Source organism: Pantoea sp. PNA 14-12 (genome assembly GCF_004364735.1).
Taxonomy (GTDB): Bacteria; Pseudomonadota; Gammaproteobacteria; order Enterobacterales; family Enterobacteriaceae; genus Pantoea; species Pantoea stewartii.
Genome location: NZ_SOAJ01000004.1, coordinates 32,570 through 58,146 on the forward strand (window position 1 = coordinate 32,570; position 25,577 = coordinate 58,146).

Consider the following 25,577-nt stretch of genomic DNA (forward strand, 5'->3'; position numbering starts at 1 on the left):
GGGCGGCACCGGGCCGCCCAGCGACGAATAACAGGAGTCACCTGTATGAGAGTCGAGCGTTTTGATTTTAATGAGATTGTCGATCAGGCCCATTTCTTCCGGCAGTTCTGTGAACGCTTTTCCCTGAAAGCGCGCTATATCTGCGATTTGGATGGATTGTGGGATGTGATTGTCTGCAGAGGGCTACCTTTGCCCATCAAAATAGAGTTTGTGAACCTGGGGCAGGGACAGAAGCGGCGCTACGGTGCCTTGATTCTGCTGTTCGACGAGGCGGAGGAGGAACTGGAAGGGCAACTGCAGTTTAACGTGCTCTCATCTTCAACACGCTAAGGTCGGCTGTGATCATCAGGCTTAATGCCTTGTCCGCGTAAGTAAACATTATTTCTCGAGCATCCTCGCAACGTTAACGCTTACTGACGCCTCGCTTTTTCTGGTCGTGATACTCTGCCCGCCAATCATCAGGACAGGTCACATGAAAAGTAAAAGAGGTACGCCCACGCCACATGATGCGACTTTCCGGCAATTTTTGTCCCAGCCTACGATTGCCCGTGATTTTATGGAACTGCACCTTCCCGCAGCGCTGCTCGCCCTGTGCGATCTGAATACATTAAAACTGGAATCGGGTGCTTTTGTGGAGGAGGATCTGCGGCAATATTTCAGCGATGTGCTGTATAGCATGAAAACTACAAGCAGAGAGGATGGCTACATCCATGTCTTAATCGAACACCAGTCATCACCGGATAAGCATATGGCGTTCAGACTGATGCGCTATGCCATTGCGGCAATGCAGCGGCATCTTGACGCAGGGAACAAACGGCTACCGTTAGTCATCCCGGTTCTGTTCTATAGCGGCAAACGTAGCCCGTATCCTTACAGTACCCGCTGGCTTGATGAGTTTGCAATGCCCGTGCTCGCCAGTGAACTGTATGGCAACGCTTTTCCGCTGGTGGACGTGACGGTTATTCCGGATGAGGACATTATCGGTCACCGCAGCATGGCGGCTTTAACATTGCTGCAAAAGCATATACATCAAAGAGAGTTGACAGAACTCATCGATAAGCTGGCCCCCGTCTTACTGGCTGGATATCTCTCTTCATCGCAAGTGATATCGTTGGTACACTATCTCTTGCAGGCAGGCGAAACAGCCGACGCCGACATTTTCGTCAGGACGCTGGCACAGCGAGTACCGCAACATGAGGATGCATTGATGACTATTGCACAGCAGCTTGAGCAGAAAGGCATTGAAAAGGGCATTCAGCTCGGTGAGCAACGTGGTCTGGAGAAAGGACGCAGCGAGGGAGAGCGTGCGGCCGCGCTGAAGATCGCACGCACGATGCTGCAAAATGGTTTGCATCCCCGTGTTGTCGCCGAGATGACAGCACTCTCCGATGACTTAGCGCAACTCTGTCATTAAATACGTCACCCATTTCGCGTCAGAGCACCTCATGCGCAAGCCAGTTCCTTTCTTTTAACGCGCCTGAGTGTTGTGCCGCTGGCGCGATCGTTAGCCGATGTCCGTTTTCCTGCGCCTTACGGCTGTCAGGTTCTGCCTCGCCGTTTCAGACAGAAAAAAGCCCCGGCGACCGGGGCTAAAGGGTTCGTCATGAACAGACGAGGAACTATTTATAAAGCTGTGCGGTGAGGTGATAGCTGTCACCGGTATTTGCTTCAATGATTTTGTACGCGCTTGCGCCTTGCTCATCAGCTTTTTGAGACAGCTGAGCCCGATAATCAATCGGAGAGCCTGCTACACCGCTGATGCTTACGGTTCCGGCAGGTTGTAAGTTCTGTGCTTGTTCGGCGGTCACCAGCTGTGCAGCGGAAGCGCCGAATGTCATAGCAGAAAGAAGACTTACTGTTGCGATGGTTGCTTTGATGTTCATGTTTATTTCCTCATAACTGTCAACAACCTACGGAGTCAAAACACAGAGCGGGTTGTCGATTAATTTCAGATGCGGCACGATTGCCGTCGATGTATTACTTATAAAGTTCAGCGGTAACGTGGAACGTATCGTCGCGATTATTTTCAATGACGCGATAGTGACCCGCACCCTGGGCATCTGCCTTTTGAGACAGAACCTGGCGAACATTCGTCTGATCGCCGTCGATGCCGCTGACGGTGATGGTTTGATTCAGGGGCTGCAGGTTCATTTCCTGCGCCTGTTGATTTGTTACCGGGCTGGCGGCATGGGCACCAAAGGACAGGAGCGAAGCCAAACTCAGGGCGGCAAAGGTTAATGTGGTTTTCATTACTCTTCTCCAGCAATGTTAATTAACCAGTGAGCATGTGGTCTCATCTGGTTACCTGTCAGTTCAAACGCTTTTATTTGTACAACTCAGCGGTGGCGTGATAGTTGCCATCGTTGTAAGCCTCGATAACACGAAAAGCTTTAGCGCCGTGTTGATCCGCTTTCTCACTCAGTTGCTGTCTGATATCTGATGGCGCACCGGCGACACCACTAACGCTCACAGTGCCGACAGAGTGCAGATTCTGAGCACCCGCAGCAGAAACATATTCAGCTGCAGATGCACCAAATGACAGGGCAGAGAGAATGCTTAAAGCAGCTATGGTAGTTTTAATTTTCATGAAAGACGTCCTCGTCGTGGCTGTTCTTCTTTTTTATTAGTGTGATTCACATCACGAAAGTAAGTATAGGACTAATAACGGCAGAAATTAATATCTGCCTAATAATGTTTTGTAGTCATACTTTAACCTTATGGGATTTTTTTATAACTAAACGTTATTAAAAGCGGTTAAAAAACGGCCTTTGGCAGGTAATTACTTATAAAAACAGTAAGATGCGCAACTTTAACTTTTGGTGCGGAAATTTATGGTCGATCAGGCTGCTTGTGAACATAACCTCAAAGGATAGCACCATCGATGCGGTGCAGAGCAGTGTAAAATAGCGTGGAAAAGTAGTCAGGATAAAGGGTATGACCAATAGTACAAGGTAAATAGCGGCAATGAGATAGGCTCAACTCGTTGATAATAGAGCGTTTAAACAGAAGAGAACACAAGGAGGGACGCGCTGCAGATCAACCGGCAGATGCGCTGCCGGTCAGAGATAAAGGCTAAAGTTCTTGTTCAAACAATACCAGAATAGCATCGTGCAGCTGCCTGACAGTAAAGGCGCGTGCTGGCGTGATAAAAATGGTGTCGTCTCCCGCAATCGTGCCCAGGATGCCTTCGGACTTACCTAATGAGTCAAGTAAACGTGCAATTAACTGTGCGGCACCCGGGCTGGTATGAATCACGACCAGAGCATCGTTATAGTCAATATCAAGCACCAGATTCTTCAGGGGACTGGTGGTGGTCGGCACGCCCAGTTCCGCAGGTAAACAGTAAACCATTTCCATTTTGGCATTGCGGGTGCGCACCGCGCCAAATTTCGTCAGCATACGAGAAACTTTTGACTGATTAATGTTCTCGAAGCCGTCTTCCTGAAGCGCCTGAACAATCTCGCCCTGAGAGCTGAATTTTTCTTCTTTTAATAATGCCTTGAAGGCTTTAATCAGATCGTCTTGTTTCGATGGGTTTCGCATAATTTACCAGTATACGTAAGACAAACCGCGAACCAGGCCGCAGCAAAGACATTATTATGCATATAAATGAATTTTTATGCAATCGGTTGTTAATTGTACTGCGAGGTCATCATCGCGGGCGGCGATAATAGCAAAGAATCTCCTCAGACCAAAACCCAGCTCACAGCCTGAAAAGGCAAAGGTTGCAAAGGTGTTATATTATTGATGAGGTAAGAAAATAAAAATGTACATTGCCGATCTCTTTCTGCGGATAATACGGTTGCCAGTTCACGGGTATAATGTTTACAGCCTGTTAGTGAGAATGATGCCTTCATCATTTGTTACTAAAGTAAGCCTGAACCGGGAATTGCCTGACTCGCGTGAGTAACCTGGCGAGTAAGGGACAGGAAGATGATGTGTCATTTTTTATCCGGCGCTTCTGTATTGAAGCAGGTAGAGCAGGCACCGGACAAACGTCATCCACTGAGCCGTTGGTTACGCTCTGATACAGATGGAATATCGGATCTTCTCTGCCCCACCTTAATAAGGAGTTATGAATGAAAGTTGCCGTTCTCGGTGCCGCGGGTGGCATAGGCCAGGCGCTCGCACTTCTACTCAAAACCCAGCTTCCAGCAGGTTCAGAACTGTCTCTTTACGATATCGCGCCTGTCACGCCGGGCGTGGCAGTAGATCTCAGCCATATTCCCACCGCAGTAAAGGTGCAGGGGTTCAGCGGTGAGGATGCGAAACCAGCCCTGAAAGGGGCCGACGTTGTGCTTATTTCCGCGGGTGTGGCACGCAAACCGGGCATGGATCGTGCGGATCTCTTTAATGTTAACGCCGGCATCGTCAGCAACCTGATCGAGCAGGTGGCGACTACCGCCCCTAAGGCGCTGATTGGTGTCATTACCAACCCTGTTAATACGACCGTGGCGATTGCGGCGGAAGTGCTCAAAAAACACGGCGTCTACGATAAGAATCGTCTGTTCGGTGTCACTACGCTGGACATCATCCGTGCAAACACCTTCGTTGCGGAGCTTAAAGGTAAACAACCTGGCGAAGTTGAAGTGCCTGTCGTCGGTGGGCATTCCGGTGTGACCATCCTGCCACTGTTGTCTCAGGTGCCGGGCGTCAGCTTCAGTGAGCAGGAAGTGGCTGACCTGACCAAACGTATCCAGAATGCGGGTACTGAGGTCGTTGAGGCCAAGGCCGGTGGCGGCTCTGCTACATTGTCTATGGGCCAGGCAGCTGCCCGTTTTGGATTATCGCTGGTGCGTGCATTGAATGGCGAAGCGAACGTAGTGGAATGTGCTTATGTTGAAGGTGAAGGAAAGTATGCCCGCTTCTTCTCTCAACCGCTGCTGCTGGGCAAGAATGGGGTTGCTGAGCGCAAGCCCATCGGCGCATTAAGTCCGTTTGAACAGCAGGCACTGGAAGGCATGCTTGAAACGCTGAAAAAAGATATCGCGCAGGGCGAAGCCTTTGTGAAGCAATAAAGCGTTTCAGACAACATAACGCCCGGTTCGACCGGGCGTTTTTTATTGCGTTCTGATAACCAACCTGAACAAGATTACGCGCTGTCTCGCTGCGCACCAATCCGCTCTTAACCGGCCCGTTACGGCAATTTTTATTCTCAGAGCCCACCTGAGCGGAACGTTCGGGTGGTCGATGCGCTATTACCTGTCGGCGTTTTTCGGCTCAGCGCTTCTACGCGCATCTGGAACGGCGGGAACGGCATTTCAATGCCATGCTCTGCAAAGCCATGTAAAATAAGCTGATGCAGTTCATGGCGAAGCGGCATTCGATGGCCCATTTCCGCCGCATGCACGCGCAGTTCAAACAACTGAATTCCCTGCTGTAAATCCACCAGGAACACTTCAGGTGGCGGTGTATCCAGCACATAGCTGCAGCGCTCTGCCGCCTGTTTAAGCAGGGTAGTGACTTCTTCACTGCTAACGGTAGCGGGGGCAGGGATGGTCAGCACCACACGCGTGACGGAATCGGAAAGCGACCAGTTAACAAACTGCTCAGTAATGAACGCCTTATTGGGCACGATAATCTCTTTGCGATCCCAGTCAGTGATCGTAGTTGCGCGGGTATTGATGCGCGTAATGCTGCCGGTAAGGTCGCGGATGGTCACGGTATCACCGATACGAATCGGTTTTTCAAACAGGATAATCAGGCCGGAAATAAAGTTCGCGAAAATCTCCTGCAGACCAAATCCCAGCCCGACGCCCAGACCGGTAACCAGCCATTGTAGTTTTGACCACTCAATGCCGATGAGTGAGAAGCCCAGCAAGCCACCGATCAGCAACAGCACATATTTTGTCAGCGTGGTGATGGCATAACCGGTGCCCGGTGACAAATCAAGATGCTGCAGTAACGCAAGCTCAAGCAGAGCCGGCATATTGCGCACCAGTTGTGTGGTAATCACGAATACCAGAATGGCAATCAGGACGGCACCCAGCGTAATAGGTTGAATGCTTTCGACGCCCTGAACGGAGGTATTCACGTCCCACAGACGAATATTTTCAAGGAAACCAAATGCAGAGTGAATTTCTGACCACAGGACGATGACCGATACCAGCGCGATAAGTGTCAAAATGGAGCGTACCAGACGCAGCGACTGGGCACTGATGGCGTCCAGGTCGATAACAGGCTCTTCAATTTCAATTACGTCAGTATTTTGTGCGGCCTGATCTTTCTCCTCTTCGTTGCGCGCACGGTTGGCGAGCATATCGGCACGGCGTTGGCGTGCGCGATCAAAGCCTAGTCTGCGTCGCTGAATCAGCATCCAGCGGCGAATGATGTGGTAAATCACCAGCAGGAAAAACCAGATCGCCACAGAGGTTTCCAGACGGGCGAGCAGCGCCTGCGCGGTTTCAAGATAGCCCGTCATTGACGCAAGGGCGGCTACCAGTGGAATAGCAATCATTAGATTCCACAGCAGGCGGTTAATCATATTCTCGCCGCTGCCCTCTTTATCGAGATAAAGCGGTATGCCCGCACGCTTCAGGCTTACCGTCACAATACTGAGCGCGCCACAGATCAAAATAAAGCACAGCCGCCCCAGGGTGGCGGAGAACAGGCGATCGTCAAGGTTATCGAAGGTAATCAGCAACATGATCAGCGGCACGATCAGGCCAATACTCAACGAGTAATAGCGCATCGCGCGTGCAACACGCACCTGAGGCCAGCGAAAATGCACGATGAACAGGCCGTTCGGGCGCGCAAACTGTGCGCTGACCATAAAGATCCACAGCAAAGGTAAGGTGGCGGTGATGCCGTCGCCTATCGCCACGGCGACAGGATAGGGCCAGGCATTTTGCAGGCCGTATCCCAGCGTAGCCCAGAGTACCGGCAGCGGCAGCGCCACCAGAATCGACCAGAACACGGTACGGATTGTGAGGCGAAAACGATCCTGCGTCACCTTACCGACTTTGCTGGCTGAGCGTTCAAGGAAAGCATTGAAGTGACGGCGGGTACTGAGACTGAAGCCGACCAGCAGCACCGCACCGAGAATAGGTAATACCGTGCTGCGGCTGGTAAACATCATGGCCAGCGCTTTACCGAGCTGCCCCAGTGTGTCCAGCGTCAGCAGGTGAGACAGGCCATTAGCCACATCGAGGGGATAACTCAACGAAATCGGGCTGACATCGGCCGTCCAGAACAGGTAGCGGTGCGTCGCGTCTTTAACTTCAGTTAGCGCATCCTGTAGCTGCGTGTTCGCCACTTTCAGCTTGGTGATTTCCAGAATCAGCGTATCGCAGCCCGAAATCAACGAGTTAAGCAGTTCGCGTTGCGTTTTAAGCTGCGCATCCAGAATCCGCTTTTGTTCGCTGGTAAAAGGCTGTCCGTCGGGCTGATGGGCCTTACGCAATACGTTTTGCTGTTCGAGCAAATCCTCATAATGCAGTCGCTGAACACGGAGCTGAGCCATCTCATTGTCGATCTGCTGAGACTTCGGCATGTCAGGTAATCGTGCGACCTGCGCGCGAAGGGCATCACCGAGAAGACTGGATGCACCCAGCCATTGAGATTGTTCCCGTAACGTGGACAGTGCCTGGCGGACCTGAATGATTTGATTGGTAGCGAGGCGTTGTTGTGAGGCCACCAGGTCCATTCGCTGCGCCTGCTGATTCAGTGCGCCAGATAACTCGCGGTTAACGTGAAATTGTTTACTGATCGCTGGCGGCAGATCACCGCTGTTTTCCGCCAGCTGTTCTGTCCGCGCCAGTGCAGTTTCTGCCTCGCGCTGACGTTGCTCATTAAGTTGATTACGCAGCGCCTGAAGATAATTATCGAGCTGGGTGACCTTACGCTGGTGGACTTCGGCGCGCATGCGCGCCAGTTCCTGACGGTTATTTGCCGACAGCTGCGCCAGCTCAAACTCATCCACCCGGGCCTTATTCGCGGCATTTTCTGCCTGACGGGCCATCAGCTGTGCCTGGCCGGCTGGCGTGGCAGGGCTGCCCGCGCTCTGCAGACGTCTCTCGCTCTCCGTCAGCGCCCGACGTGCTTCCGTTTGCTGCTGCGGCAGTTGTGACAGGGAATCGCTGATCTCGCGGGCCCGATCCTGCTCCTGTTGAGCCTGGCGTCCTTCCTCAATCAGCTGACTGCTGATTTGCAGAATCTCTTGTTCCAGCTCGGCACTGCTCATTGTGCTGCGTACCGTCTTCACACTGTCGTTGAGTGAGGCGATTTGCTGTCTCAGCTCGCGTGCCAGACGCGGAAAATCATCAATGACCTGTTGATACTGCTGCGCGCGCTCAACGGCATCATCACGTTCAGAAAGGGCCGCCAGTGCAGCTTCAAGCGACTGAATCTGATCGGTTTGCGAAGTGGCGTTTTTAGCGGACTTGACTTCTTCCAGCTGTTGTCTGAGCTGGCTGGCATCTGGCAGGCTGGCGGCAAACGTAGTACTGCTGAGCCCCAGGCTCAGCAGCAAACAGAGGAACGCGCGTACGAACACAGGGCTTACTCTTATTCGACAGCGTCAGACGGTGCGGTGGCCAGAGGCAGTGCGACCGCCATAGGTTGTCCCATCCGGACTTTGCTTTCGGCCTCAAGGCTTTCTGCCAGCCTGACACGGCCAGGCGCAAACAGGTTAATCACGGTCGAGCCCAGCTTGAAGCGGCCCATTTCCTGGCCTTTAAGCAGAACAACGGCACCGTCGTGGTCGGCGGCCGGATAGTGCCAGCGTTTGATAATGCCTTCGCGTGGTGGCGTGACCGTGCCAGCCCAAACGGTTTCAATGCTCCCGACGATAGTCGCGCCCACCAGGATCTGTACCATCGGTCCCATATCGGTCTCGAAGTAACAAATGACCCGTTCGTTACGGGCAAACAGGTTAGGGATGTTGCGTGCGGTCAGAGGATTCACTGAGTAAAGATCGCCTGGCACGTAAATCATTTCACGCAGGATGCCGTTGCACGGCATATGGACGCGGTGATAATCACGCGGTGCCAGATACGTCGTGATAAATTCACCCTCACGAAACAACGCGGCCAGTTGCTCGTTCCCTGCCAGCAGCGCGTCGATCGTATAGTAGTGGCCTTTTGCCTGGAAAATCTGGTCGCCTTCGATATGCCCAAGTTGACTGATGGCACCGTCCGCAGGCAGCGCAATCAGGCTCGCATCCGGATCCACAGGGCGCGCCTCATCCTTTAACGGGCGGACGAAGAAATCGTTGAAGGTGCGGTAACTGGCGGTATCCGGTTTACGTGCTTCAGTCATATCGACTTTATAAAACCAGACGAAGCCGTCAATCACCAGCTTAGTCAGCCAGCCGCCGCGACGGCTTGCGCCCCAGCCAGCAAGTTCAGTCAGCCATTTTTTGGGGAGAATGTGGTTCAAGCCAAGTTTAAAACGATCAAACACCCTAGCCTCCTGGCTATCTTTTATAACATTGACAAAATGGGGGCGGATTGTAGCAGCGCCCCGGTCAGATGGCGACTACGCTGTTACTGGCCTTAATCTTCACTCTCAGCAAAGTTTTTCCGGACTTTCACCTGCGCCATACTGTCCAGAATGCGGTGATAGTTGTCAAAGCGGGATGCGTCGATTTTTCCTTGCTCAACGGCTTCACGGATGGCACAGCCAGGGTCCGAGCCATGTTTGCAGTCACGGAACTTGCATTCGCCTAAAAACTCACGGAATTCGACAAATCCCCGGGTGATTTGTTCCGGCTCCAGATGCCATAAACCGAACTCACGAACGCCGGGCGAATCGATCACATCGCCGCCGTCGGGGAAATGATAAAGCCGGGATGCTGTCGTCGTATGCTGACCCAGACCCGACACGTCGGACACGTCATTGGTCAGAATGGCCGTATCTTCCTGTTGATCAAAACCGAGCAGGGCATTCAACAGGCTCGACTTGCCGACGCCGGACTGTCCCGCAAAGATACTTATCCGGTCAATCAATGCCGCCTGCAATTCACTCAGACCGGCTTTCTCATGGCTGGAGACCATTAAGACCCGATAACCAATCTTGCGATAGATCGCCATTTGCTCATCGACAAACGCGCGGGCTTTATCATCCAGCAGGTCGATTTTATTGAGCACCAGCAGCGGCTCGATATCCAGCGTTTCACTGGCGACCAGATAGCGGTCAATTATGTTCAGGGAGAGCTCGGGCAAAATGGCCGACACGATAATAATCTGATCGATGTTCGCGGCAATAGGTTTAACGCCGTCGTAAAAATCAGGACGTGTCAGTACGCTGGTGCGCTCATGCACCGCTTCAACAATGCCTTTGCCGCCGTTGAGGGCAGGGCGCCAGACCACACGATCGCCCGTCACCAGTGAACGAATCGTCCTGCGAATATTGCAGCGATGCGTAATGCCCGCACTGTCTTCGACATCGGCATGCATGCCAAATCGGCTGACCACAATGCCCTCAGCATCTTCACCAAATAAATTATCGTCCGCTTCCGGGCGCGTTTTGCGCTGATTTAAACGACGATCGTGGTTAGCGCTTACGCGGCGTTGTTGACCTTTCGACAGTTTATTTTTACTCACTCACCCTCACCGGTTTAGCTGGATTTCGCCACAGGGGCAAAACGTCTATGATACACCTTATTGATGACGAATGACGACTCAGCAACCACAGGTAATAGCATGGCCACTGGAAACGAAAATAATTTAATCTGGATTGATTTGGAAATGACCGGGCTCGATCCGGAACGCGATCGTATCATTGAGATTGCCACTCTGGTGACTGATGCCGATCTGAATATTCTGGCGGAGGGGCCGGTGATGGCGGTTCATCAGTCTGATGAACAACTGAGCCTGATGGATGACTGGAACGTCCGTACTCATACTAACAGTGGACTGGTTGCGCGCGTTAAGGCCAGCCAGACAGATGACCGTGCTGCTGAAAAGGCAACGATCGAATTTCTGAAACAGTGGGTGCCAGCCAATACCTCGCCGATCTGCGGCAACAGTATCGGTCAGGATCGCCGTTTTTTGTTTAAGTACATGCCGGAGCTGGAAGCCTACTTCCATTATCGCTATCTGGATGTCAGCACACTGAAAGAACTGGCTCGCCGCTGGAAGCCAGACATCCTGCCAGGCTTCAAAAAGACGGGTTCGCACCAGGCACTGGACGATATTCGTGAGTCTGTCGCCGAGCTTGCTTATTACCGTCAACACTTTTTGCAGCTTTAACCAGCAAAGGGTGCACAGGAAATCGCCATGTTGCTGCAATAATCAGCAAACGCGTTAAAAGCGCAAAATTTTGTTGTCAGCATCTTGCAGCAGCAGCGATTTCTCGTATAATGCGCACCCCGTACCGGTGAAGAATTTATGACGGTACAAGGCGCGGGAATAGCTCAGTTGGTAGAGCACGACCTTGCCAAGGTCGGGGTCGCGAGTTCGAGTCTCGTTTCCCGCTCCAAATGATGTTTAGCAGTATCCTACTATGCGGGAATAGCTCAGTTGGTAGAGCACGACCTTGCCAAGGTCGGGGTCGCGAGTTCGAGTCTCGTTTCCCGCTCCAAAATGTGTTTTGCAGTGCCCTTCTATGCGGGAATAGCTCAGTTGGTAGAGCACGACCTTGCCAAGGTCGGGGTCGCGAGTTCGAGTCTCGTTTCCCGCTCCAGATTTATCGTCACGTTTTTGTTAACAGCCTGTCAGGCTGGCAGCAGTATCAACGACAATTCAGTCCAGTTATCCACAGCCGTTATCGCGTTGTCTGTGCCGTTTTCGCCCTTCTGAAATTTTGTTTTAAACAGAGTTATCCACAGGTTTGTGAATTAAGCCAGACGGTAGACGCATTTGCAAAATAACACAAATTTTATTTAAATTGCTGATTTTTAATGAAATAATAATATTTCATTATGTTATTCTTTTCTGCCAGTTGTGTTATTACGATTGAATGACAACGCGTTTTTATTTTTATTCACAGGATGTGGAAATCCGCGCCTTCTGGACAGTTGCGCAATCAGGCATCACGTGGTAATCCCTTTTCAATGACTCTCACCAGCCGTTTTTGCTGCGCGGGTTGAACATCGATCGCCAGCGCTTTTCGCTTATGTAACTGTTGCGTGATAGCCCACTCAATATGTTCGTCCAGCAGATCGCTTTCGCCACGTCGTTGCTCAAGGACGCTAAGGATCTCTGTATGCCAGGGTGCATTGCCCAGCGCGACGGCAATATTACGGGACCAGCGCTGATAACCAATGCGCCGAATAGGGGACCCTTCAGTAATGCGCAGGAATTTAGCTTCATCCCACTGAAACAGCGCGGTTAACTCTGGGGCATGCAGCGCGGCGCGGGGCGAAAAATCGGCTTCGTCAGTCAACTGCCCATAGCGATTCCAGGGGCAAATCAACTGACAGTCGTCACAGCCATAAATCCGGTTTCCCATGAGCGGCCGAAACTCCTCCGGTATAGCTCCTTCGAGTTCGATCGTCAGGTAGGAAATGCAACGTCGCGCATCGACGGTATAGGGCTCAACAATCGCGCCCGTCGGGCAAATGGTCATGCAGGCAACGCAGCGCCCACACTGTTCTTCCTGCGGCGTATCGATGGGAAGGGGCAGATCGATCAGCAGTTCACCCAGAAAAAACCACGAACCGGCTTCACGATTCAGGATCAGCGAATGTTTACCGGTCCAGCCCAGTCCGGCTTTCGCCGCCAGCGGGCGTTCAAGCAGCGGCGCAGAATCCACAAACGGGCGAAACTGGCTTTCGCCACAGTGCGTCTGGATCATTTCTCCAAGCTTTTTCAGGCGATTGCGCAATACTTTGTGGTAATCGCGGCCCAGCGCGTAACGGCTGACATAACCCAACTGTGGGTTTTTCAGCGTGCTGGCAAACGCGGCTTTCGCGGGCAAGTAGTTCATGCGAACGCTGATCACCCTCAGCGTGCCGGGTAGCAGTTCATGCGGACGTGCGCGCATCATTCCATGGCGGGCCATCCATTCCATTTCGCCATGGTACTGCTTATCCAGCCAGGCTTGCAGGCGCGGTTCTTCTGCGCTGAGATCGGTATCGGTAATACCGACCTGCTGAAAGCCCAGATCGCGTCCCCACTGCTTAATGTGTTGAGCGAGTTGATCAAGATCCAGAGGGTATGACATGACTAACCAGAATCCGAAGAGAAACCGCGGCAGTTTACCACACTCTGTCTGGCCTGCGCAGGCGCTGAAACAACTTGAGCGCGAGGGGGCAGATGCGCTGGGCATTACGCTCTACGAGCTGATGTTACGTGCAGGTCAGGCGGTATATGAACATATTATGGCGCACTGGCCAGAAGCTCAGCACTGGTTGGTGTTGTGCGGTCACGGCAACAACGGAGGCGATGGCTATGTTGTCGCCCGGTTGGCTCAGGCTGCAGGTAAACAGGTGACGTTGCTGGCGTGCGATGGCAGTAAACCTTTACCCGACGAAGCGCGTACTGCGCGAGACGGATGGCTTGAATCGGGCGGCGAAATTCACGCGCCCGACGCCGCCTGGCCTGAAAACGTCGACGTGATCGTAGACGCGTTGTTAGGCACTGGCGTTTCACGGGCGCCGGTTGAGCCTTTATCCACCCTGATTGCACAGATCAATGAGCATAGCGCGCCGGTCGTGGCCATCGATATGCCATCCGGCCTGTCGGCAGAAAACGGCACGACGCCGAGTGAGGCGACAGAAGCCACGCATACGGTGAGCGTGATCGCGTTAAAACCCGGACAGCTCACCGGTAAAGCACGGGATTGTGTCGGACAACTTTATTTCGCCGGTCTGGGTTTACACGACTTTCTGGCAGCACAGCAGCCCCCCATGGCCCGATACGATGCACACAGTTTACGCCAGTGGCTTAAGCCGCGTAAGGCGACCTCCCATAAAGGCGATCAGGGCCGCCTGCTGATTATTGGTGGGGACAGTGGAACCGCGGGCGCTATTCGGATGTCTGCGGAAGCAGCGCTACGCACCGGTAGCGGCTTGGTGCGAGTACTTACTCACAAGGATAATATTGCACCCATTCTTACCGCGCGCCCGGAAGTGATGGTGGACGAGCTGACGGATACGCGCCTGGATGACGGCATCGCCTGGGCGGATGTCATTGCGATTGGACCGGGGCTGGGACAGCGTGAATGGGGCCAGAATGCACTGGAGAAGGTTAAAAGCGCTGAAAAGCCGATGCTTTGGGATGCTGATGCGCTTAACTTGCTGGCAATAAAGGCAGAGAAACGTCAGAATCGCATTATAACGCCGCATCCAGGCGAAGCGGCTCGCTTGCTGGGTGTTAAAACCAGCGAAATTGAAAGTGACCGCTTACATGCTGCACAGGAACTGGTGAAACGCTATGGTGGTGTCGTGGTCTTAAAAGGCGCCGGCACCATTATTGCCAGTGAAAGTGGTCAGATGGCTTTTGCCGATGTGGGTAATGCAGGAATGGCATCGGGTGGTATGGGTGATGTGCTCACCGGTATTATTGCCTCGTTGATGGGACAAAAATTGGCGCTGTTTGATGCTGCCTGCGCAGGTTGTGTCGCTCACGGTGCTGCCGCTGATAAGCGAGCGGCACTATGGGGCACGCGCGGTATGCTGGCATCAGACTTATTTGATCTGCTGTGGCAGTTTGTTAATCCAGAGATGAATCAAGAAGCATGAAGAGCTGTGTTATACCTTTGCCCACTGAGGCGGCAACACTCGACCTGGGTGCTCAACTGGCGCATGCCTGTGGCAAGGCGGCGGTTATCTATCTTTACGGCGACCTCGGTGCGGGAAAAACCACATTCAGCCGCGGTTTCTTACAGGCATCCGGCCACGTGGGCAATGTGAAAAGTCCGACCTATACGCTGGTTGAGCCGTATGTTCTGGACGGGCGTGCTGTCTATCATTTTGATCTTTATCGCCTTGCCGATCCGGAAGAACTCGAGTTCATGGGGATTCGTGATTACTTCACCAATGACGCGATTTGTCTGGTGGAGTGGCCGCAACAGGGTGCCGGTATTTTGCCTTCCCCGGATATCGCCTTAACGCTGCGTTATGTCAATGAGGCACGCGAGGCCGAACTGGTGGCACATTCCGAGCAGGGACAGCGCTGGGTGACGCAGATCGAACAAGGCAGGGCACCGGCATGATGTCATGGATGAAAACAGTTATCGTGGCAGGATTGCTACTGGTTGCGGGTCCGCTGTTTGCCGCTAATTTATCGGACATTCAGGTATCAAATGGCGGGAATCAGGCGACAGTAACGCTCAGTTTTTCTGGCCAGCCGGTTTATGCCTATTTTCCCCTACATAATCCCGACCGCGTTGTTCTGGATATCCGTCAAAGTGGCGTGATTAAAGGGCTACCCTTAACGTTTAGCGGCGATAACATCGTAAAGCGCATTCGTACCAGCACGCCAAAAGATAAACAAAGTATCCGGCTGGTTTTTGAGCTAACGCAGTCGGGAAAAACCCGCGCAGTGACACAGCGCAATGGCAGCAATTACAGCGTTGTCTTTACTATTCAGGGTAAGCATCCCGCCGTTACGCGCAGCGCACCTGCTGCCGTGGCAGAATCCCAGCCCACCCGAACGCGACAACGCAATGCCAGCAATCCGTTCAATGCGAATCCGGTCACTACGGTAACCAATACCAATAGCACGGCCGTACCGGGTGGCACGTCCAGCCGCAACGATACGGTGATTGTCGCCATTGATGCGGGACATGGCGGTCAGGATCCCGGCGCAATTGGGCAGCACGGCCTGAAAGAGAAAAACGTCACTATTGCGATTGCGCGTAAATTGAAAGTGCTTTTAAACAATGATCCGATGTTTAAAGGTGTATTGACGCGTGATGGCGACTACTTTATTTCAGTGATGGGCCGGTCAGACGTGGCGCGTAAAGCGAATGCCAACGTGCTGGTCTCTATCCATGCGGATGCTGCCCCCAGCCATGCGGCCACAGGTGCCTCGGTCTGGGTCTTGTCTAACCGTCGTGCAAACAGTGAGATGGCGAACTGGCTGGAGCAAAAAGAGAAACAGTCTGAACTCCTGGGCGGGGCTGGCGATTTACTGGCCAACAGCCAGGCCGATCCTTATCTGAGCCAGGCGGTGCTTGATCTCCAGTTTGGTCACTCGCAGCGCGTCGGATATGACATTGCGGTGAAAGTCATCCAACAGTTGCGCGGTGTGACGTCGTTACACAAACGTTTACCGGAGCATGCCAGCCTTGGCGTGTTGCGTTCGCCGGATATTCCGTCGCTTCTGGTGGAAACCGGATTTATCAGTAATGCCTCGGAGGAGCGACTGCTCGGCAGTAGCGCACACCAGGATAAGATTGCACAGTCAATATATAAAGGACTGCGCGCTTATTTCCTGGCGCACCCGCTACAATCGGTCCCAAAGGAGGAAAACCGGCCGCTGGGCTCGTCGCCAGCGGTCAGCGTAGCCAGTAATCCGGCTACCGGTGAGACGCAGTATACGGGCGCTGTGCAGCGGCATACCGTGACACGTGGAGAGACGCTGTCCGGTATTGCAGCAAAATATGGCGTAAGTATGGCAACGTTACGGCAGATGAATACCCTGAAGCGCGATGTCGTCTGGGTGGGACAGCGACTGAAAGTGCCTGCCAGCGCGGTAGCCAGCAGGACAACGCCAGCTGCAACGACTCCCCGTCGCCCGATCCGACATAAGGTGGTTCGTGGTGATTCACTGAGCAGCATCGCCGCCCATTACGGTGTCAGCCCGAAATCGATTCTTCAGGCGAATAACCTGAAATCAACCAACGTGATGTTGGGTCAAAACCTGAAAATCCCTGCATCCTGATTGTGGGCCCGGCCAGCAGGCCGGGCAACCAGCTACAAGGATATCCCGCATGCCAATACAAATTTTACCGCCGCAACTCGCTAACCAGATTGCCGCCGGAGAAGTGGTTGAGCGCCCCGCATCGGTTGTGAAGGAACTGGTGGAAAACAGCCTTGATGCGGGGGCAACGCGAATAGATGTGGATATCGAAAAGGGCGGTGCAAAACTCATCCGCATCCGCGATAACGGTTGTGGTATCGCAAAAGATGAACTCGCGATGGCGCTGGCTCGCCATGCAACCAGCAAAATTGCATCGCTGGACGATCTGGAAGCCATTATGAGCCTGGGGTTCCGCGGGGAAGCGCTGGCCAGTATCAGCTCGGTTTCCCGCCTGACGCTGACGTCGCGCACGGCCGAACAAAGCGAAGCCTGGCAGGCGTACGCGGAAGGTCGTGATATGCAGGTGACCCTCAAGCCTGCCGCGCATCCCTGTGGATCGACGCTGGAAGTCCTTGACCTTTTTTACAATACGCCAGCGCGCCGCAAGTTTATGCGTACTGAGAAAACCGAGTTTGGTCATATTGATGAAGTCATCCGTCGCATTGCGCTGGCGCGGTTTGACGTGGCGATTTCTCTGAACCATAACGGCAAGCTGATGCGTCAGTACCGGGCGGTTAACGATGAGCGCCAGCGTGAACGTCGCCTTGGCGCGATTTGTGGCACGACCTTCATGCAGCACGCACTGCGGATTGACTGGCAGCATGACGATTTAGCTCTGCGCGGCTGGGTTGCCGATCCCGCCGGTTCTCGTCAGATCAGCGACATCCAGTACTGTTATGTTAATGGCCGCATGATGCGTGACAAGCTCATCAACCATGCCATCCGGCAGGCGTTTCAGAGCCAGTTGCAGGACGATCAACAGCCCGCCTATGTGCTTTATCTGACGATCGATCCTCACCAGGTCGACGTCAACGTCCACCCGGCAAAACATGAGGTGCGTTTTCATCAGTCACGTCTGGTGCATGATTTTATCTACCAGGGCGTCATGAGCGTCTTGCAGGAAAGCGCGGCACCCGTTCTGCCAGCCGTACACGCGGAGGAGCCTGCACCACGCTGGCAACAGGAAAACCGCCAGGCCGCAGGCGGCAATCATTTCAGCCAGCCTGCGGCAACGCCGCGTAACAGTGGTGGCACAACCGGTGGGGCGGGTTGGCAAAGTAAAGAGCCGGGTTATCGCCCGCGTGAAGGCAAGGTTTATCAGCAGTTGCTGGATACCGCAGCCCCTCCTGCCACTGCGGCAAAAGCGCCGGTCTCGCCGCCACGTGAGGCGACGATCACGCCAGCGCCTGTGAAAGCGCATCTGCACAGTTTTGGTCGCGTACTGACGGTGCTGGCAGATCAGTATGCCGTGCTGGAGCAGGACCAGACTTTACTGTTATTAGCCCTGCCCGTGGCGGCGCGGTGGTTAAAACAGGCCCAGTTAGAGCCGCAGGAAGGTGGATTAAAAGCACAACCGCTTTTGATTCCTGTGCGGTTAAAAATCGCCTCGGCAGAGCGCAAGGCGGCACAGGACAATCTCAGTCTGCTTAACCAGATGGGCATTGATTTGCATCCGGAGGGCGACCACATTATCTTGCGCGCCGTGCCTTTACCGTTACGAACACAAAATTTACAAATCTTGATTCCTGAACTGTTAGGCTATCTCGCCCGACAGCAAGAGAACTCTGCGATGCAGCTGGCCCAGTGGCTGGCGCGACGAGAGGATGCAGAGCCTCAGAACTGGAATCACTCCCAGGCGATTACGCTGTTGACGGAGCTGGAAAGGCTTTGTCCACAGCTGCTGAAATCGCCACCTTCAGGCTTGTTGCAAGCCATCGAGATTGAGAGCGCGATAAACGCGTTGAAGCATGAGTGAATTAAACCAGGCTGGCCGGCCAAAGGCGATTTTTTTGATGGGGCCGACAGCGTCAGGCAAAACCGCATTAGCGATTGAGCTGCGTAAACAGTTGCCGGTGGAACTGATCAGCGTAGATTCTGCTCTGATTTATCGAGAGATGAACATCGGTACGGCGAAGCCTTCTGCAGAGGAACTGGCGCTGGCACCCCATCGTTTGCTGGACATTCGCGATCCTGCTGAGGCCTATTCGGCAGCGGAGTTTCGGCGAGACGCGTTAGCAGAAATGGCGGATATCGTTCAGCATGGACGAATTCCGTTGCTTGTTGGTGGAACTATGCTCTACTTCAAGGCGTTACTTGAAGGATTGTCGCCGCTGCCCTCGGCCGATCCGGATGTCCGCCAAAAAATAGAGCAAATGGCGAGTGAAAAAGGCTGGGAAGCTTTACATCGTCAACTTTGCGAAATTGATCCGGTCGCAGGCAGTCGTATTCATCCGAATGATCCGCAGAGACTTTCGCGAGCACTGGAAGTTTTTTTTATTTCGGGTAAAACTTTAACGGAACTGACTAAAATTTCCGGCGAAGCGCTCCCTTACGATGTTCACCAGTTTGCTATCGCCCCCGCGAGCCGCGAGCTGTTGCATCAACGCATCGCGTTGCGTTTTGACCAGATGTTGGCGTCAGGATTTGAAGCGGAGTCTCGGGCCCTGTTTGCACGAGGTGATTTGCATACGGATATGCCTTCCATTCGTTGTGTCGGCTATCGCCAGATGTGGTCTTATTTAGCGGGCGAGATCGACTACGACGAAATGGTTTATCGGGGAGTTTGCGCAACCCGGCAACTCGCTAAACGGCAGATGACCTGGTTACGTGGCTGGGAGAACATTCACTGGTTAGACAGTGATGAACCTCACTTAGCGCGTGATACAGTACTTCAGGTTGTTAGTGCGAAGCATGGGTGATTGTGTACAATTGGCAAGTTACGTGCGCAAATTTTTACGCAGTTTTTTTTCAGAACCACTGTGTTCTACAAGCAACAAACAACAAGCATATAAGGAAAAGATAGAATGGCTAAGGGGCAATCATTACAAGACCCGTTTCTGAACGCACTGCGTCGTGAACGTGTTCCGGTTTCGATCTATTTGGTCAACGGTATCAAGCTGCAAGGTCAGATTGAATCCTTTGATCAGTTCGTTATTTTGTTGAAAAACACGGTAAGTCAGATGGTGTATAAGCATGCCATCTCTACTGTTGTGCCTTCACGTCCGGTTTCTCACCATAGCAACAATACCGGCGGTGGCAGCAACAATAATTACCATCACGGCGGCAGCAATACGTCTGCTCAGTCGCAGCCACAACAAGACGGTGATAACGCAGAGTAAGGCGGCACCGTTTAACCAGGACTGGAAAGCCTCAGGTTTTCCGTCCTGGTCTTTTTATATAAGCGAGGTTATAGCTTGTTTGACCGTTATGATGCCGGTGAGCAGGCCGTACTGGTACACATCTGGTTCTCCCAAGACAAAGAGCTCGAAGATTTACAGGAATTCGAAACCCTGGTTTCTTCTGCTGGCGTTGAAGCACTGCAGGTTGTCACCGGCAGTCGTAAAGCGCCACATCCCAAGTATTTTGTCGGTGAAGGAAAAGCCGTTGAAATTGCCGATGCGGTAAAAACAAGTGGAGCATCGGTCGTCCTTTTCGATCATGCCTTAACGCCCGCTCAGGAACGTAATCTTGAGCGCCTGTGCGAGTGCCGTGTTATCGACCGCACTGGCCTGATTCTTGATATTTTTGCCCAACGTGCACGTACCCATGAGGGGAAATTGCAGGTTGAGCTGGCGCAGTTGCGTCACCTGGCAACACGCTTGGTAAGAGGCTGGACGCACCTTGAACGCCAGAAAGGCGGTATTGGCCTGCGTGGCCCGGGTGAAACGCAGTTAGAAACCGACCGCCGTTTATTGCGTGGCCGTATCAGCCAGATTTTGTCACGTCTGGAACGCGTTGAAAAACAGCGCGAGCAGGGACGACAGGCGCGCGCTAAAGCCGATGTGCCGACTGTCTCGCTGGTGGGTTACACCAACGCCGGCAAGTCTACCCTTTTTAACGCCATCACCTCTGCCAACGTTTATGCCGCGGATCAGCTGTTTGCTACGCTGGATCCCACGCTGCGTCGCCTGAATGTTGCCGATGTCGGTGAAGTTGTGCTGGCCGATACCGTCGGCTTCATCCGCCATCTGCCGCATGATTTAGTGGCCGCATTTAAAGCTACCTTGCAGGAAACCCGCCAGGCCACGTTGCTGATGCATGTGATCGATGCAGCCGACGTACGGGTCAATGAAAACATAGATGCTGTCAATGAGGTGCTTGAAGAAATCGAAGCCGATGAAATTCCCGCGTTACTGATCATGAATAAGATCGATATGCTGGACGGTTTTGAACCGCGCATTGACCGTGACGAAAATAACCTGCCGGTGCGAGTATGGCTCTCTGCGCAGACGGGGGCGGGGATTCCGCTGTTATGGCAGGCGCTGTCCGAGCGTCTGTCAGGCGAGATTGCCCAGTACGATTTACGTTTGCCACCGGATGCGGGGCGCTTACGCAGCCGTTTCTATCAGTTGCAGGCGATTGAAAAAGAGTGGAACGAAGAGGACGGCAGTGTGGGGTTGCATGTGCGAATGCCGATTGTTGACTGGCACCGCTTATGCAAGCAGGAGCCGTCGCTGACCAGTTATATTGTTTGAGATTGCCAAACCGAACTTACCCTGACGATTTTATGTTGTTGCGCGGCGTTAGTTGACATATTTCCCGACGGCCACTCTCTTCACCTGGTCGGCGAGTCGGGAACACAGACGCAGCCAGTGCCGCCACAACGGAAAATCACAAGGGTAAGCCGCTAAAACTATAAATGGAGTAATGACATGGCGTGGAATCAGCCCGGAAATAACGGACAGGACCGCGACCCGTGGGGAAGCAGCAATAATCAAGGCGGCAACTCTGGGGGGAATAAGGGAGGTAAGGAATCTGGGCCTCCTGATCTGGATGATATCTTCCGCAAGCTGAGTAAAAAGCTTGGCGGATTCGGCGGCGGCAATAAAGGTGACAATGGTCAGCGCAGTTCCGGCGGTAGCGGCAAACTTTTTGGCATTGTCGCTGTTGCGGCAGTAGTGATCTGGGCAGCAAGCGGATTTTATACGATCAAAGAAGCGGAACGCGGTGTTGTCACGCGCTTTGGTAAGTTCAGCCACATCGTTGAGCCAGGCCTGAACTGGAAGCCCACCTTTATCGATCAGGTCCGCGCCGTGAATGTCGAAGCCGTGCGTGAACTGGCGGCCTCGGGCGTCATGCTGACCTCTGATGAAAACGTCGTGCGCGTGGAGATGAACGTGCAGTACCGCGTAACCGATCCGGAACGCTATTTGTTCTCTGTTACCAGCCCGGACGACAGCCTGCGTCAGGCAACGGACAGTGCGCTGCGCGGCGTAATTGGTCGCTCTACCATGGATCGTATTCTGACAGAAGGTCGTACGGTCGTGCGTAGCGAAACGCAGCGCGAAATCGACGAAACCATTCGCCCGTACCATATGGGCATCACGGTGCTTGACGTTAACTTCCAGGCGGCGCGTCCTCCTGAAGAAGTGAAGTCAGCGTTTGATGATGCGATTGCCGCGCGTGAAAACCGTGAGCAGTATGTGCGTGAAGCGGAAGCCTATGCGAACGAAGTTCAACCGCGGGCTAACGGTCGTGCGCAGCGTGTGCTGGAAGAAGCACGTGCTTATAAAGAGCGCACGGTGCTGGAAGCACAGGGTGAAGTGGCGCGTTTTGCCAAGCTTTTACCGGAATACAAAGCCGCGCCGGAAATTACCAAAGAGCGTCTGTACATTGAGACCATGGAGCGTGTTCTGAGTCATACACGTAAAGTGCTGGTGAACGATCGTGGTAACAACCTGATGGTTCTGCCTCTCGATCAACTGATGCGTGGTGTTCAGTCTTCCTCTGCGAAGAACGGGCAAAAGAGCAGCGCAGCATTGCCGTCACTTTCCGATCGGAGTGCAAGCCGCACGGACACGTCGTCATACAGTCCAGACAGCATCATGGATCAGCGTCGAGCCAACGCTCTGCGCAACGATACCCAGCGCGAAGGGAGAGAGTAATCAATGCGTAAGCCAGTCATAGTTGTCATTATTATCGCGTTGGTCGCCATTTATGCGTCGCTCTTCGTGGTACAGGAAGGTGAGCGCGGTATTGTCCTGCGCTTTGGTAAAGTCCTGCGCGACAGCGAAAACAAGCCTCAGGTTTTTGCACCGGGTCTGCATTTCAAGATTCCGTTTATCGAAACGGTTAAAATGCTGGATGCGCGTATCCAGACCATGGATAACCAGGCCGATCGCTTCGTGACCAAAGAGAAGAAAGATCTGATTGTCGACTCTTACATTAAGTGGCGCATCAGCGATTTCAGTCGCTACTACCTGGCAACCGGTGGTGGGGATGTGTCTCAGGCCGAAGTGCTGCTGAAGCGTAAATTCAGTGACCGTTTACGTTCAGAAATGGGCCGTCTCGACGTGAAAGACATCGTGACCGATTCTCGTGGTCGTTTGACCACGGATGTCCGTGATGCGCTGAATACCGGTACGGCAGGCGGTGACGATGACGTGTCTACGCCAGCCGCAGATGATGCTATCGCCAGCGCAGCGGCACGGGTTGAACGGGAAACCAACAGCAGTGAACCTGCGCCAAATCCAAACAGTATGGCGGCGTTAGGGATTCAGGTTGTTGACGTGCGGATCAAGCAGATCAATCTGCCGACGGAAGTCTCAGATGCGATCTTTAACCGTATGCGCGCCGAGCGTGAAGCGGTTGCGCGTAGCCAGCGTTCACAGGGACAGGAAGAGGCGGAAAAATTGCGTGCTCAGGCTGACTATCAGGTTACCCGTACGCTGGCAGAAGCCCAGCGTGAAGCCCTGATTACCCGCGGTGATGGCGATGCAGAAGCGGCAAAACTGTTTGCGAATGCTTTCAGTCAGGATCCGGATTTCTACGCCTTTATCCGCAGCCTGCGTGCTTATGAAAACAGCTTCAACGAAAATCAGGACGTGATGGTGTTGAGCCCGGACAGTGACTTCTTCCGCTATATGAAGGCGCCGTCTAACGCCACGCGCTAAGAACTGATATAACTGACAGGCCGACAATGTTGTCGGCCTTTTTTTTGGATGCGGAATGAACGTAAATATCTGGATGGCACTGGCATTGGTTTTAGTGCTCGAGGGACTGGGGCCGATGTTTATGCCACGGCTGTGGCGGCGCGTAGTGTTGAGCATGACCCAGTTGCCCGATCGGCTTTTACACCGTTTTGGTGGGGGATTAGTGGTCGCCGGCGTGGTGATTTACTGCATGCTGCGGCTGCATGGCGAAGCCTGATAAGGTGGCGCTCGCCGTCTGTGTGGTATCTGAAGCCGCGTTTACCCCCTGGATGTAGTAGTGATCAAAACGCAGGCAAAAAAGCGCGCAATCGTGTGCTAAAAGTGCTGAAAACCATAAAATCAGATGGTAGAATCCTTTTTTAAGCAATCGGTGATTTTGAGAAATGGGTAAGAACGTCGTCGTACTGGGCACCCAATGGGGTGACGAAGGTAAAGGTAAGATTGTAGACCTTCTGACTGAGCGCGCTAACTACGTGGTGCGTTATCAAGGCGGCCACAATGCGGGCCATACACTTGTCATCAACGGTGAAAAAACCGTTCTCCACTTAATCCCTTCTGGCATCCTGCGTGATAACGTTACCAGCATCATTGGTAATGGCGTGGTTCTCTCTCCTGAAGCATTGATGAAAGAGATGAAAGGCCTGGAAGAGCGTGGGATTCCCGTACGCGAACGTCTGCTGATTTCTGAAGCCTGTCCGCTGATCCTGCAATACCATGTCGCCATGGACATGGCGCGCGAAAAAGCGCGCGGTGCAAAAGCGATCGGGACGACGGGCCGTGGCATCGGACCGGCTTACGAAGACAAAGTTGCCCGTCGTGCACTGCGCGTCAGCGACCTGTTCAACAAAGAAACCTTTGCTGCCAAGCTGAAAGAAGTGATGGATCTCTATAACTTCCAGCTGGTGAATTATTACAAAGAAGAAGCCGTCGACTACGATAAAGTGCTGAACGATGTCATGGCGGTTGCCGACATTCTGACCGGCATGGTGGTCGATGTGTCTGAACTGCTGGATACGGCGCGTAAGCGTGGCGATCTGATTATGTTTGAAGGCGCGCAGGGAACACTGCTGGATATCGATCACGGTACCTATCCTTATGTGACCTCGTCCAACACCACCGCCGGTGGTGTGGCGACAGGCTCAGGTATCGGCCCGCGTTTTGTCGATTACGTACTGGGTATTGTTAAAGCCTACTCAACGCGTGTGGGTGCGGGTCCGTTCCCTACCGAGCTGTTCGATGAAACCGGTGAGTTCCTTTGCAAGCAAGGTAACGAATTTGGTGCCACTACAGGCCGCCGCCGTCGTACGGGCTGGCTGGATGCCGTTGCGGTCCGCCGTGCGGTGCAGATCAACTCACTGTCTGGTTTCTGTATGACCAAGCTGGACGTACTGGATGGTCTGAAAGAAGTAAAAATTTGCGTGGCTTATCGCATGCCTGACGGCAGTGAAGTCACCACTACGCCGCTGGCTGCTGAGAACTGGGAAGGCATTGAGCCGATCTATGAAACCCTGCCGGGCTGGAGCGAAACCACTTTTGGCGTTAAAACGCTGGAAGGCCTGCCTCAGGCGGCGCGCAACTACATCAAACGTGTAGAAGAAGTGACCGGTGTTCCGATTGATATTATTTCAACCGGCCCTGATCGTAGCGAGACAATGATTCTGCGTGACCCATTCAGCGCGTAATCATCAGCTGGCCGGACAATGTCCGGCCTTTGTTTTTTATGTGATTTAATGCC

23 protein-coding genes and 3 tRNA genes are annotated in these 25,577 nt (G+C 53.3%); 18 read left to right on the forward strand and 8 right to left on the reverse strand.

The annotated features are described in order from the left end of the window. Positions 1-45 precede the first annotated feature (45 nt). The gene (locus C7434_RS14005) at positions 46-330 is read left to right on the forward strand and encodes a hypothetical protein (protein WP_033740055.1); all 285 of its coding nucleotides are present in this window, start codon (positions 46-48) and stop codon (positions 328-330) included. A 142-nt stretch (positions 331-472) separates the two neighbouring features. Beyond that, positions 473-1,414: an Rpn family recombination-promoting nuclease/putative transposase gene (locus C7434_RS14010; RefSeq protein ID WP_133745559.1), complete on the forward strand. Its 942-nt coding sequence runs from the start codon at positions 473-475 to the stop codon at positions 1,412-1,414. A gap of 205 nt (positions 1,415-1,619) precedes the next feature. Here C7434_RS14010 and yhcN (C7434_RS14015) read toward each other — a convergent pair whose 3' ends face one another. The 4 genes from yhcN (C7434_RS14015) to argR all read right to left on the reverse strand — a co-directional run bounded on the left by yhcN (C7434_RS14015) (position 1,620) and on the right by argR (position 3,543). Next, a complete protein-coding gene (yhcN, locus tag C7434_RS14015; RefSeq protein WP_006120965.1) occupies positions 1,620-1,883 on the reverse strand; it encodes a peroxide/acid stress response protein YhcN in 264 nt (87 codons plus the stop codon). A gap of 94 nt (positions 1,884-1,977) precedes the next feature. After that, a complete protein-coding gene (locus tag C7434_RS14020; RefSeq protein ID WP_006120964.1) occupies positions 1,978-2,250 on the reverse strand; it encodes a YdgH/BhsA/McbA-like domain containing protein in 273 nt (90 codons plus the stop codon). 73 nt (positions 2,251-2,323) lie between these two features. After that, positions 2,324-2,587: a peroxide/acid stress response protein YhcN gene (gene yhcN / locus C7434_RS14025; RefSeq protein WP_033740052.1), complete on the reverse strand. Its 264-nt coding sequence runs from the start codon at positions 2,585-2,587 to the stop codon at positions 2,324-2,326. 485 nt (positions 2,588-3,072) lie between these two features. After that, the gene (gene argR, locus C7434_RS14030; RefSeq protein ID WP_006120962.1) at positions 3,073-3,543 is read right to left on the reverse strand and encodes a transcriptional regulator ArgR; all 471 of its coding nucleotides are present in this window, start codon (positions 3,541-3,543) and stop codon (positions 3,073-3,075) included. A 536-nt stretch (positions 3,544-4,079) separates the two neighbouring features. Here argR and mdh point away from each other — a divergent pair. After that, positions 4,080-5,018, forward strand: coding sequence for a malate dehydrogenase (gene mdh, locus C7434_RS14035; RefSeq protein ID WP_006120961.1), 939 nt, complete (start codon positions 4,080-4,082; stop codon positions 5,016-5,018). Positions 5,019-5,155: 137 nt separating this feature from the next. Here mdh and mscM read toward each other — a convergent pair whose 3' ends face one another. The 3 genes from mscM to rsgA form a co-directional block, all read right to left on the reverse strand. After that, positions 5,156-8,494 carry a miniconductance mechanosensitive channel MscM gene (gene mscM / locus C7434_RS14040; RefSeq protein WP_006120960.1) on the reverse strand — a complete coding sequence of 1,113 codons (3,339 nt, stop codon included), beginning with the start codon at positions 8,492-8,494 and terminating at the stop codon, positions 5,156-5,158. Between the two features lie 11 nt (positions 8,495-8,505). Further along, on the reverse strand, positions 8,506-9,402 hold the full coding sequence (gene asd / locus C7434_RS14045; protein ID WP_033740050.1) for an archaetidylserine decarboxylase: 897 nt from the start codon (positions 9,400-9,402) through the stop codon (positions 8,506-8,508). A gap of 92 nt (positions 9,403-9,494) precedes the next feature. Then, positions 9,495-10,544, reverse strand: a complete 1,050-nt coding sequence (gene rsgA, locus C7434_RS14050) for a small ribosomal subunit biogenesis GTPase RsgA (protein ID WP_033740048.1) — start codon at positions 10,542-10,544, stop codon at positions 9,495-9,497. 99 nt (positions 10,545-10,643) lie between these two features. Between rsgA and orn the strand changes: the two genes are divergently transcribed. From orn to C7434_RS14070, 4 genes are all read left to right on the forward strand, one after another. Next, a complete protein-coding gene (gene orn, locus C7434_RS14055) occupies positions 10,644-11,192 on the forward strand; it encodes an oligoribonuclease (RefSeq protein WP_006120954.1) in 549 nt (182 codons plus the stop codon). 153 nt (positions 11,193-11,345) lie between these two features. After that, positions 11,346-11,421 (forward strand) — tRNA-Gly (locus tag C7434_RS14060). A gap of 26 nt (positions 11,422-11,447) precedes the next feature. Next, positions 11,448-11,523, forward strand: a tRNA-Gly gene (locus C7434_RS14065). 26 nt (positions 11,524-11,549) lie between these two features. After that, positions 11,550-11,625 (forward strand) — tRNA-Gly (locus C7434_RS14070). Positions 11,626-11,967: 342 nt separating this feature from the next. Here C7434_RS14070 and queG read toward each other — a convergent pair. Beyond that, entirely contained in the window at positions 11,968-13,107 is a 1,140-nt protein-coding gene (gene queG, locus C7434_RS14075) for a tRNA epoxyqueuosine(34) reductase QueG (RefSeq protein ID WP_033740044.1), read from the reverse strand. Here queG and nnr point away from each other — a divergent pair. The 11 genes from nnr to C7434_RS14130 all read left to right on the forward strand — a co-directional run bounded on the left by nnr (position 13,106) and on the right by C7434_RS14130 (position 25,524). Further along, positions 13,106-14,626, forward strand: a complete 1,521-nt coding sequence (nnr, locus tag C7434_RS14080; protein WP_133745560.1) for a bifunctional ADP-dependent NAD(P)H-hydrate dehydratase/NAD(P)H-hydrate epimerase — start codon at positions 13,106-13,108, stop codon at positions 14,624-14,626. The two genes, queG and nnr, sit on opposite strands and share 2 nt — an antisense overlap. Beyond that, positions 14,623-15,099 (forward strand): tRNA (adenosine(37)-N6)-threonylcarbamoyltransferase complex ATPase subunit type 1 TsaE, encoded by a 477-nt coding sequence (gene tsaE / locus C7434_RS14085; RefSeq protein ID WP_033740042.1) that lies wholly within the window; start codon positions 14,623-14,625, stop codon positions 15,097-15,099. The genes nnr and tsaE overlap by 4 nt, the downstream gene beginning before the upstream one ends. After that, positions 15,096-16,772 carry an N-acetylmuramoyl-L-alanine amidase AmiB gene (amiB, locus tag C7434_RS14090; protein ID WP_006120946.1) on the forward strand — a complete coding sequence of 559 codons (1,677 nt, stop codon included), beginning with the start codon at positions 15,096-15,098 and terminating at the stop codon, positions 16,770-16,772. Before tsaE ends, amiB begins: the two co-directional genes overlap by 4 nt. A gap of 49 nt (positions 16,773-16,821) precedes the next feature. After that, complete coding sequence (gene mutL, locus C7434_RS14095) at positions 16,822-18,666, forward strand: DNA mismatch repair endonuclease MutL (protein WP_058708619.1); 1,845 nt, start codon at positions 16,822-16,824, stop codon at positions 18,664-18,666. Beyond that, entirely contained in the window at positions 18,659-19,609 is a 951-nt protein-coding gene (gene miaA, locus C7434_RS14100) for a tRNA (adenosine(37)-N6)-dimethylallyltransferase MiaA (protein WP_006120944.1), read from the forward strand. Before mutL ends, miaA begins: the two co-directional genes overlap by 8 nt. A gap of 105 nt (positions 19,610-19,714) precedes the next feature. After that, entirely contained in the window at positions 19,715-20,029 is a 315-nt protein-coding gene (hfq, locus tag C7434_RS14105; RefSeq protein ID WP_033740039.1) for an RNA chaperone Hfq, read from the forward strand. Positions 20,030-20,104: 75 nt separating this feature from the next. Beyond that, a complete protein-coding gene (gene hflX, locus C7434_RS14110; protein ID WP_006120942.1) occupies positions 20,105-21,385 on the forward strand; it encodes a ribosome rescue GTPase HflX in 1,281 nt (426 codons plus the stop codon). 177 nt (positions 21,386-21,562) lie between these two features. Further along, entirely contained in the window at positions 21,563-22,795 is a 1,233-nt protein-coding gene (gene hflK, locus C7434_RS14115) for an FtsH protease activity modulator HflK (RefSeq protein ID WP_033740037.1), read from the forward strand. A 3-nt stretch (positions 22,796-22,798) separates the two neighbouring features. Continuing rightward, positions 22,799-23,803 (forward strand): protease modulator HflC, encoded by a 1,005-nt coding sequence (hflC, locus tag C7434_RS14120; RefSeq protein WP_006120940.1) that lies wholly within the window; start codon positions 22,799-22,801, stop codon positions 23,801-23,803. A gap of 55 nt (positions 23,804-23,858) precedes the next feature. Then, complete coding sequence (locus C7434_RS14125) at positions 23,859-24,059, forward strand: DUF2065 family protein (RefSeq protein WP_006120939.1); 201 nt, start codon at positions 23,859-23,861, stop codon at positions 24,057-24,059. A gap of 166 nt (positions 24,060-24,225) precedes the next feature. Further along, entirely contained in the window at positions 24,226-25,524 is a 1,299-nt protein-coding gene (locus tag C7434_RS14130; RefSeq protein WP_033740036.1) for an adenylosuccinate synthase, read from the forward strand. Positions 25,525-25,577: the final 53 nt, after the last annotated feature.

What these genes read in the sequence shown, in the direction of transcription:
- hflK (WP_033740037.1), top strand. Translation starts at nt 21,563, where the DNA reads ATGGCGTGGAATCAGCCCGGAAATAACGGACAGGACCGCGACCCGTGG.
- miaA (WP_006120944.1), top strand. Translation starts at nt 18,659, where the DNA reads ATGAGTGAATTAAACCAGGCTGGCCGGCCAAAGGCGATTTTTTTGATG.
- C7434_RS14010 (WP_133745559.1), top strand. Translation starts at nt 473, where the DNA reads ATGAAAAGTAAAAGAGGTACGCCCACGCCACATGATGCGACTTTCCGG.
- yhcN (WP_033740052.1), bottom strand. Translation starts at nt 2,587, where the DNA reads ATGAAAATTAAAACTACCATAGCTGCTTTAAGCATTCTCTCTGCCCTG.
- yhcN (WP_006120965.1), bottom strand. Translation starts at nt 1,883, where the DNA reads ATGAACATCAAAGCAACCATCGCAACAGTAAGTCTTCTTTCTGCTATG.
- C7434_RS14130 (WP_033740036.1), top strand. Translation starts at nt 24,226, where the DNA reads ATGGGTAAGAACGTCGTCGTACTGGGCACCCAATGGGGTGACGAAGGT.
- hfq (WP_033740039.1), top strand. Translation starts at nt 19,715, where the DNA reads ATGGCTAAGGGGCAATCATTACAAGACCCGTTTCTGAACGCACTGCGT.
- argR (WP_006120962.1), bottom strand. Translation starts at nt 3,543, where the DNA reads ATGCGAAACCCATCGAAACAAGACGATCTGATTAAAGCCTTCAAGGCA.
- amiB (WP_006120946.1), top strand. Translation starts at nt 15,096, where the DNA reads ATGATGTCATGGATGAAAACAGTTATCGTGGCAGGATTGCTACTGGTT.
- tsaE (WP_033740042.1), top strand. Translation starts at nt 14,623, where the DNA reads ATGAAGAGCTGTGTTATACCTTTGCCCACTGAGGCGGCAACACTCGAC.
- nnr (WP_133745560.1), top strand. Translation starts at nt 13,106, where the DNA reads ATGACTAACCAGAATCCGAAGAGAAACCGCGGCAGTTTACCACACTCT.
- orn (WP_006120954.1), top strand. Translation starts at nt 10,644, where the DNA reads ATGGCCACTGGAAACGAAAATAATTTAATCTGGATTGATTTGGAAATG.
- C7434_RS14020 (WP_006120964.1), bottom strand. Translation starts at nt 2,250, where the DNA reads ATGAAAACCACATTAACCTTTGCCGCCCTGAGTTTGGCTTCGCTCCTG.
- C7434_RS14005 (WP_033740055.1), top strand. Translation starts at nt 46, where the DNA reads ATGAGAGTCGAGCGTTTTGATTTTAATGAGATTGTCGATCAGGCCCAT.
- C7434_RS14125 (WP_006120939.1), top strand. Translation starts at nt 23,859, where the DNA reads ATGAACGTAAATATCTGGATGGCACTGGCATTGGTTTTAGTGCTCGAG.
- mdh (WP_006120961.1), top strand. Translation starts at nt 4,080, where the DNA reads ATGAAAGTTGCCGTTCTCGGTGCCGCGGGTGGCATAGGCCAGGCGCTC.
- hflC (WP_006120940.1), top strand. Translation starts at nt 22,799, where the DNA reads ATGCGTAAGCCAGTCATAGTTGTCATTATTATCGCGTTGGTCGCCATT.
- queG (WP_033740044.1), bottom strand. Translation starts at nt 13,107, where the DNA reads ATGTCATACCCTCTGGATCTTGATCAACTCGCTCAACACATTAAGCAG.
- mutL (WP_058708619.1), top strand. Translation starts at nt 16,822, where the DNA reads ATGCCAATACAAATTTTACCGCCGCAACTCGCTAACCAGATTGCCGCC.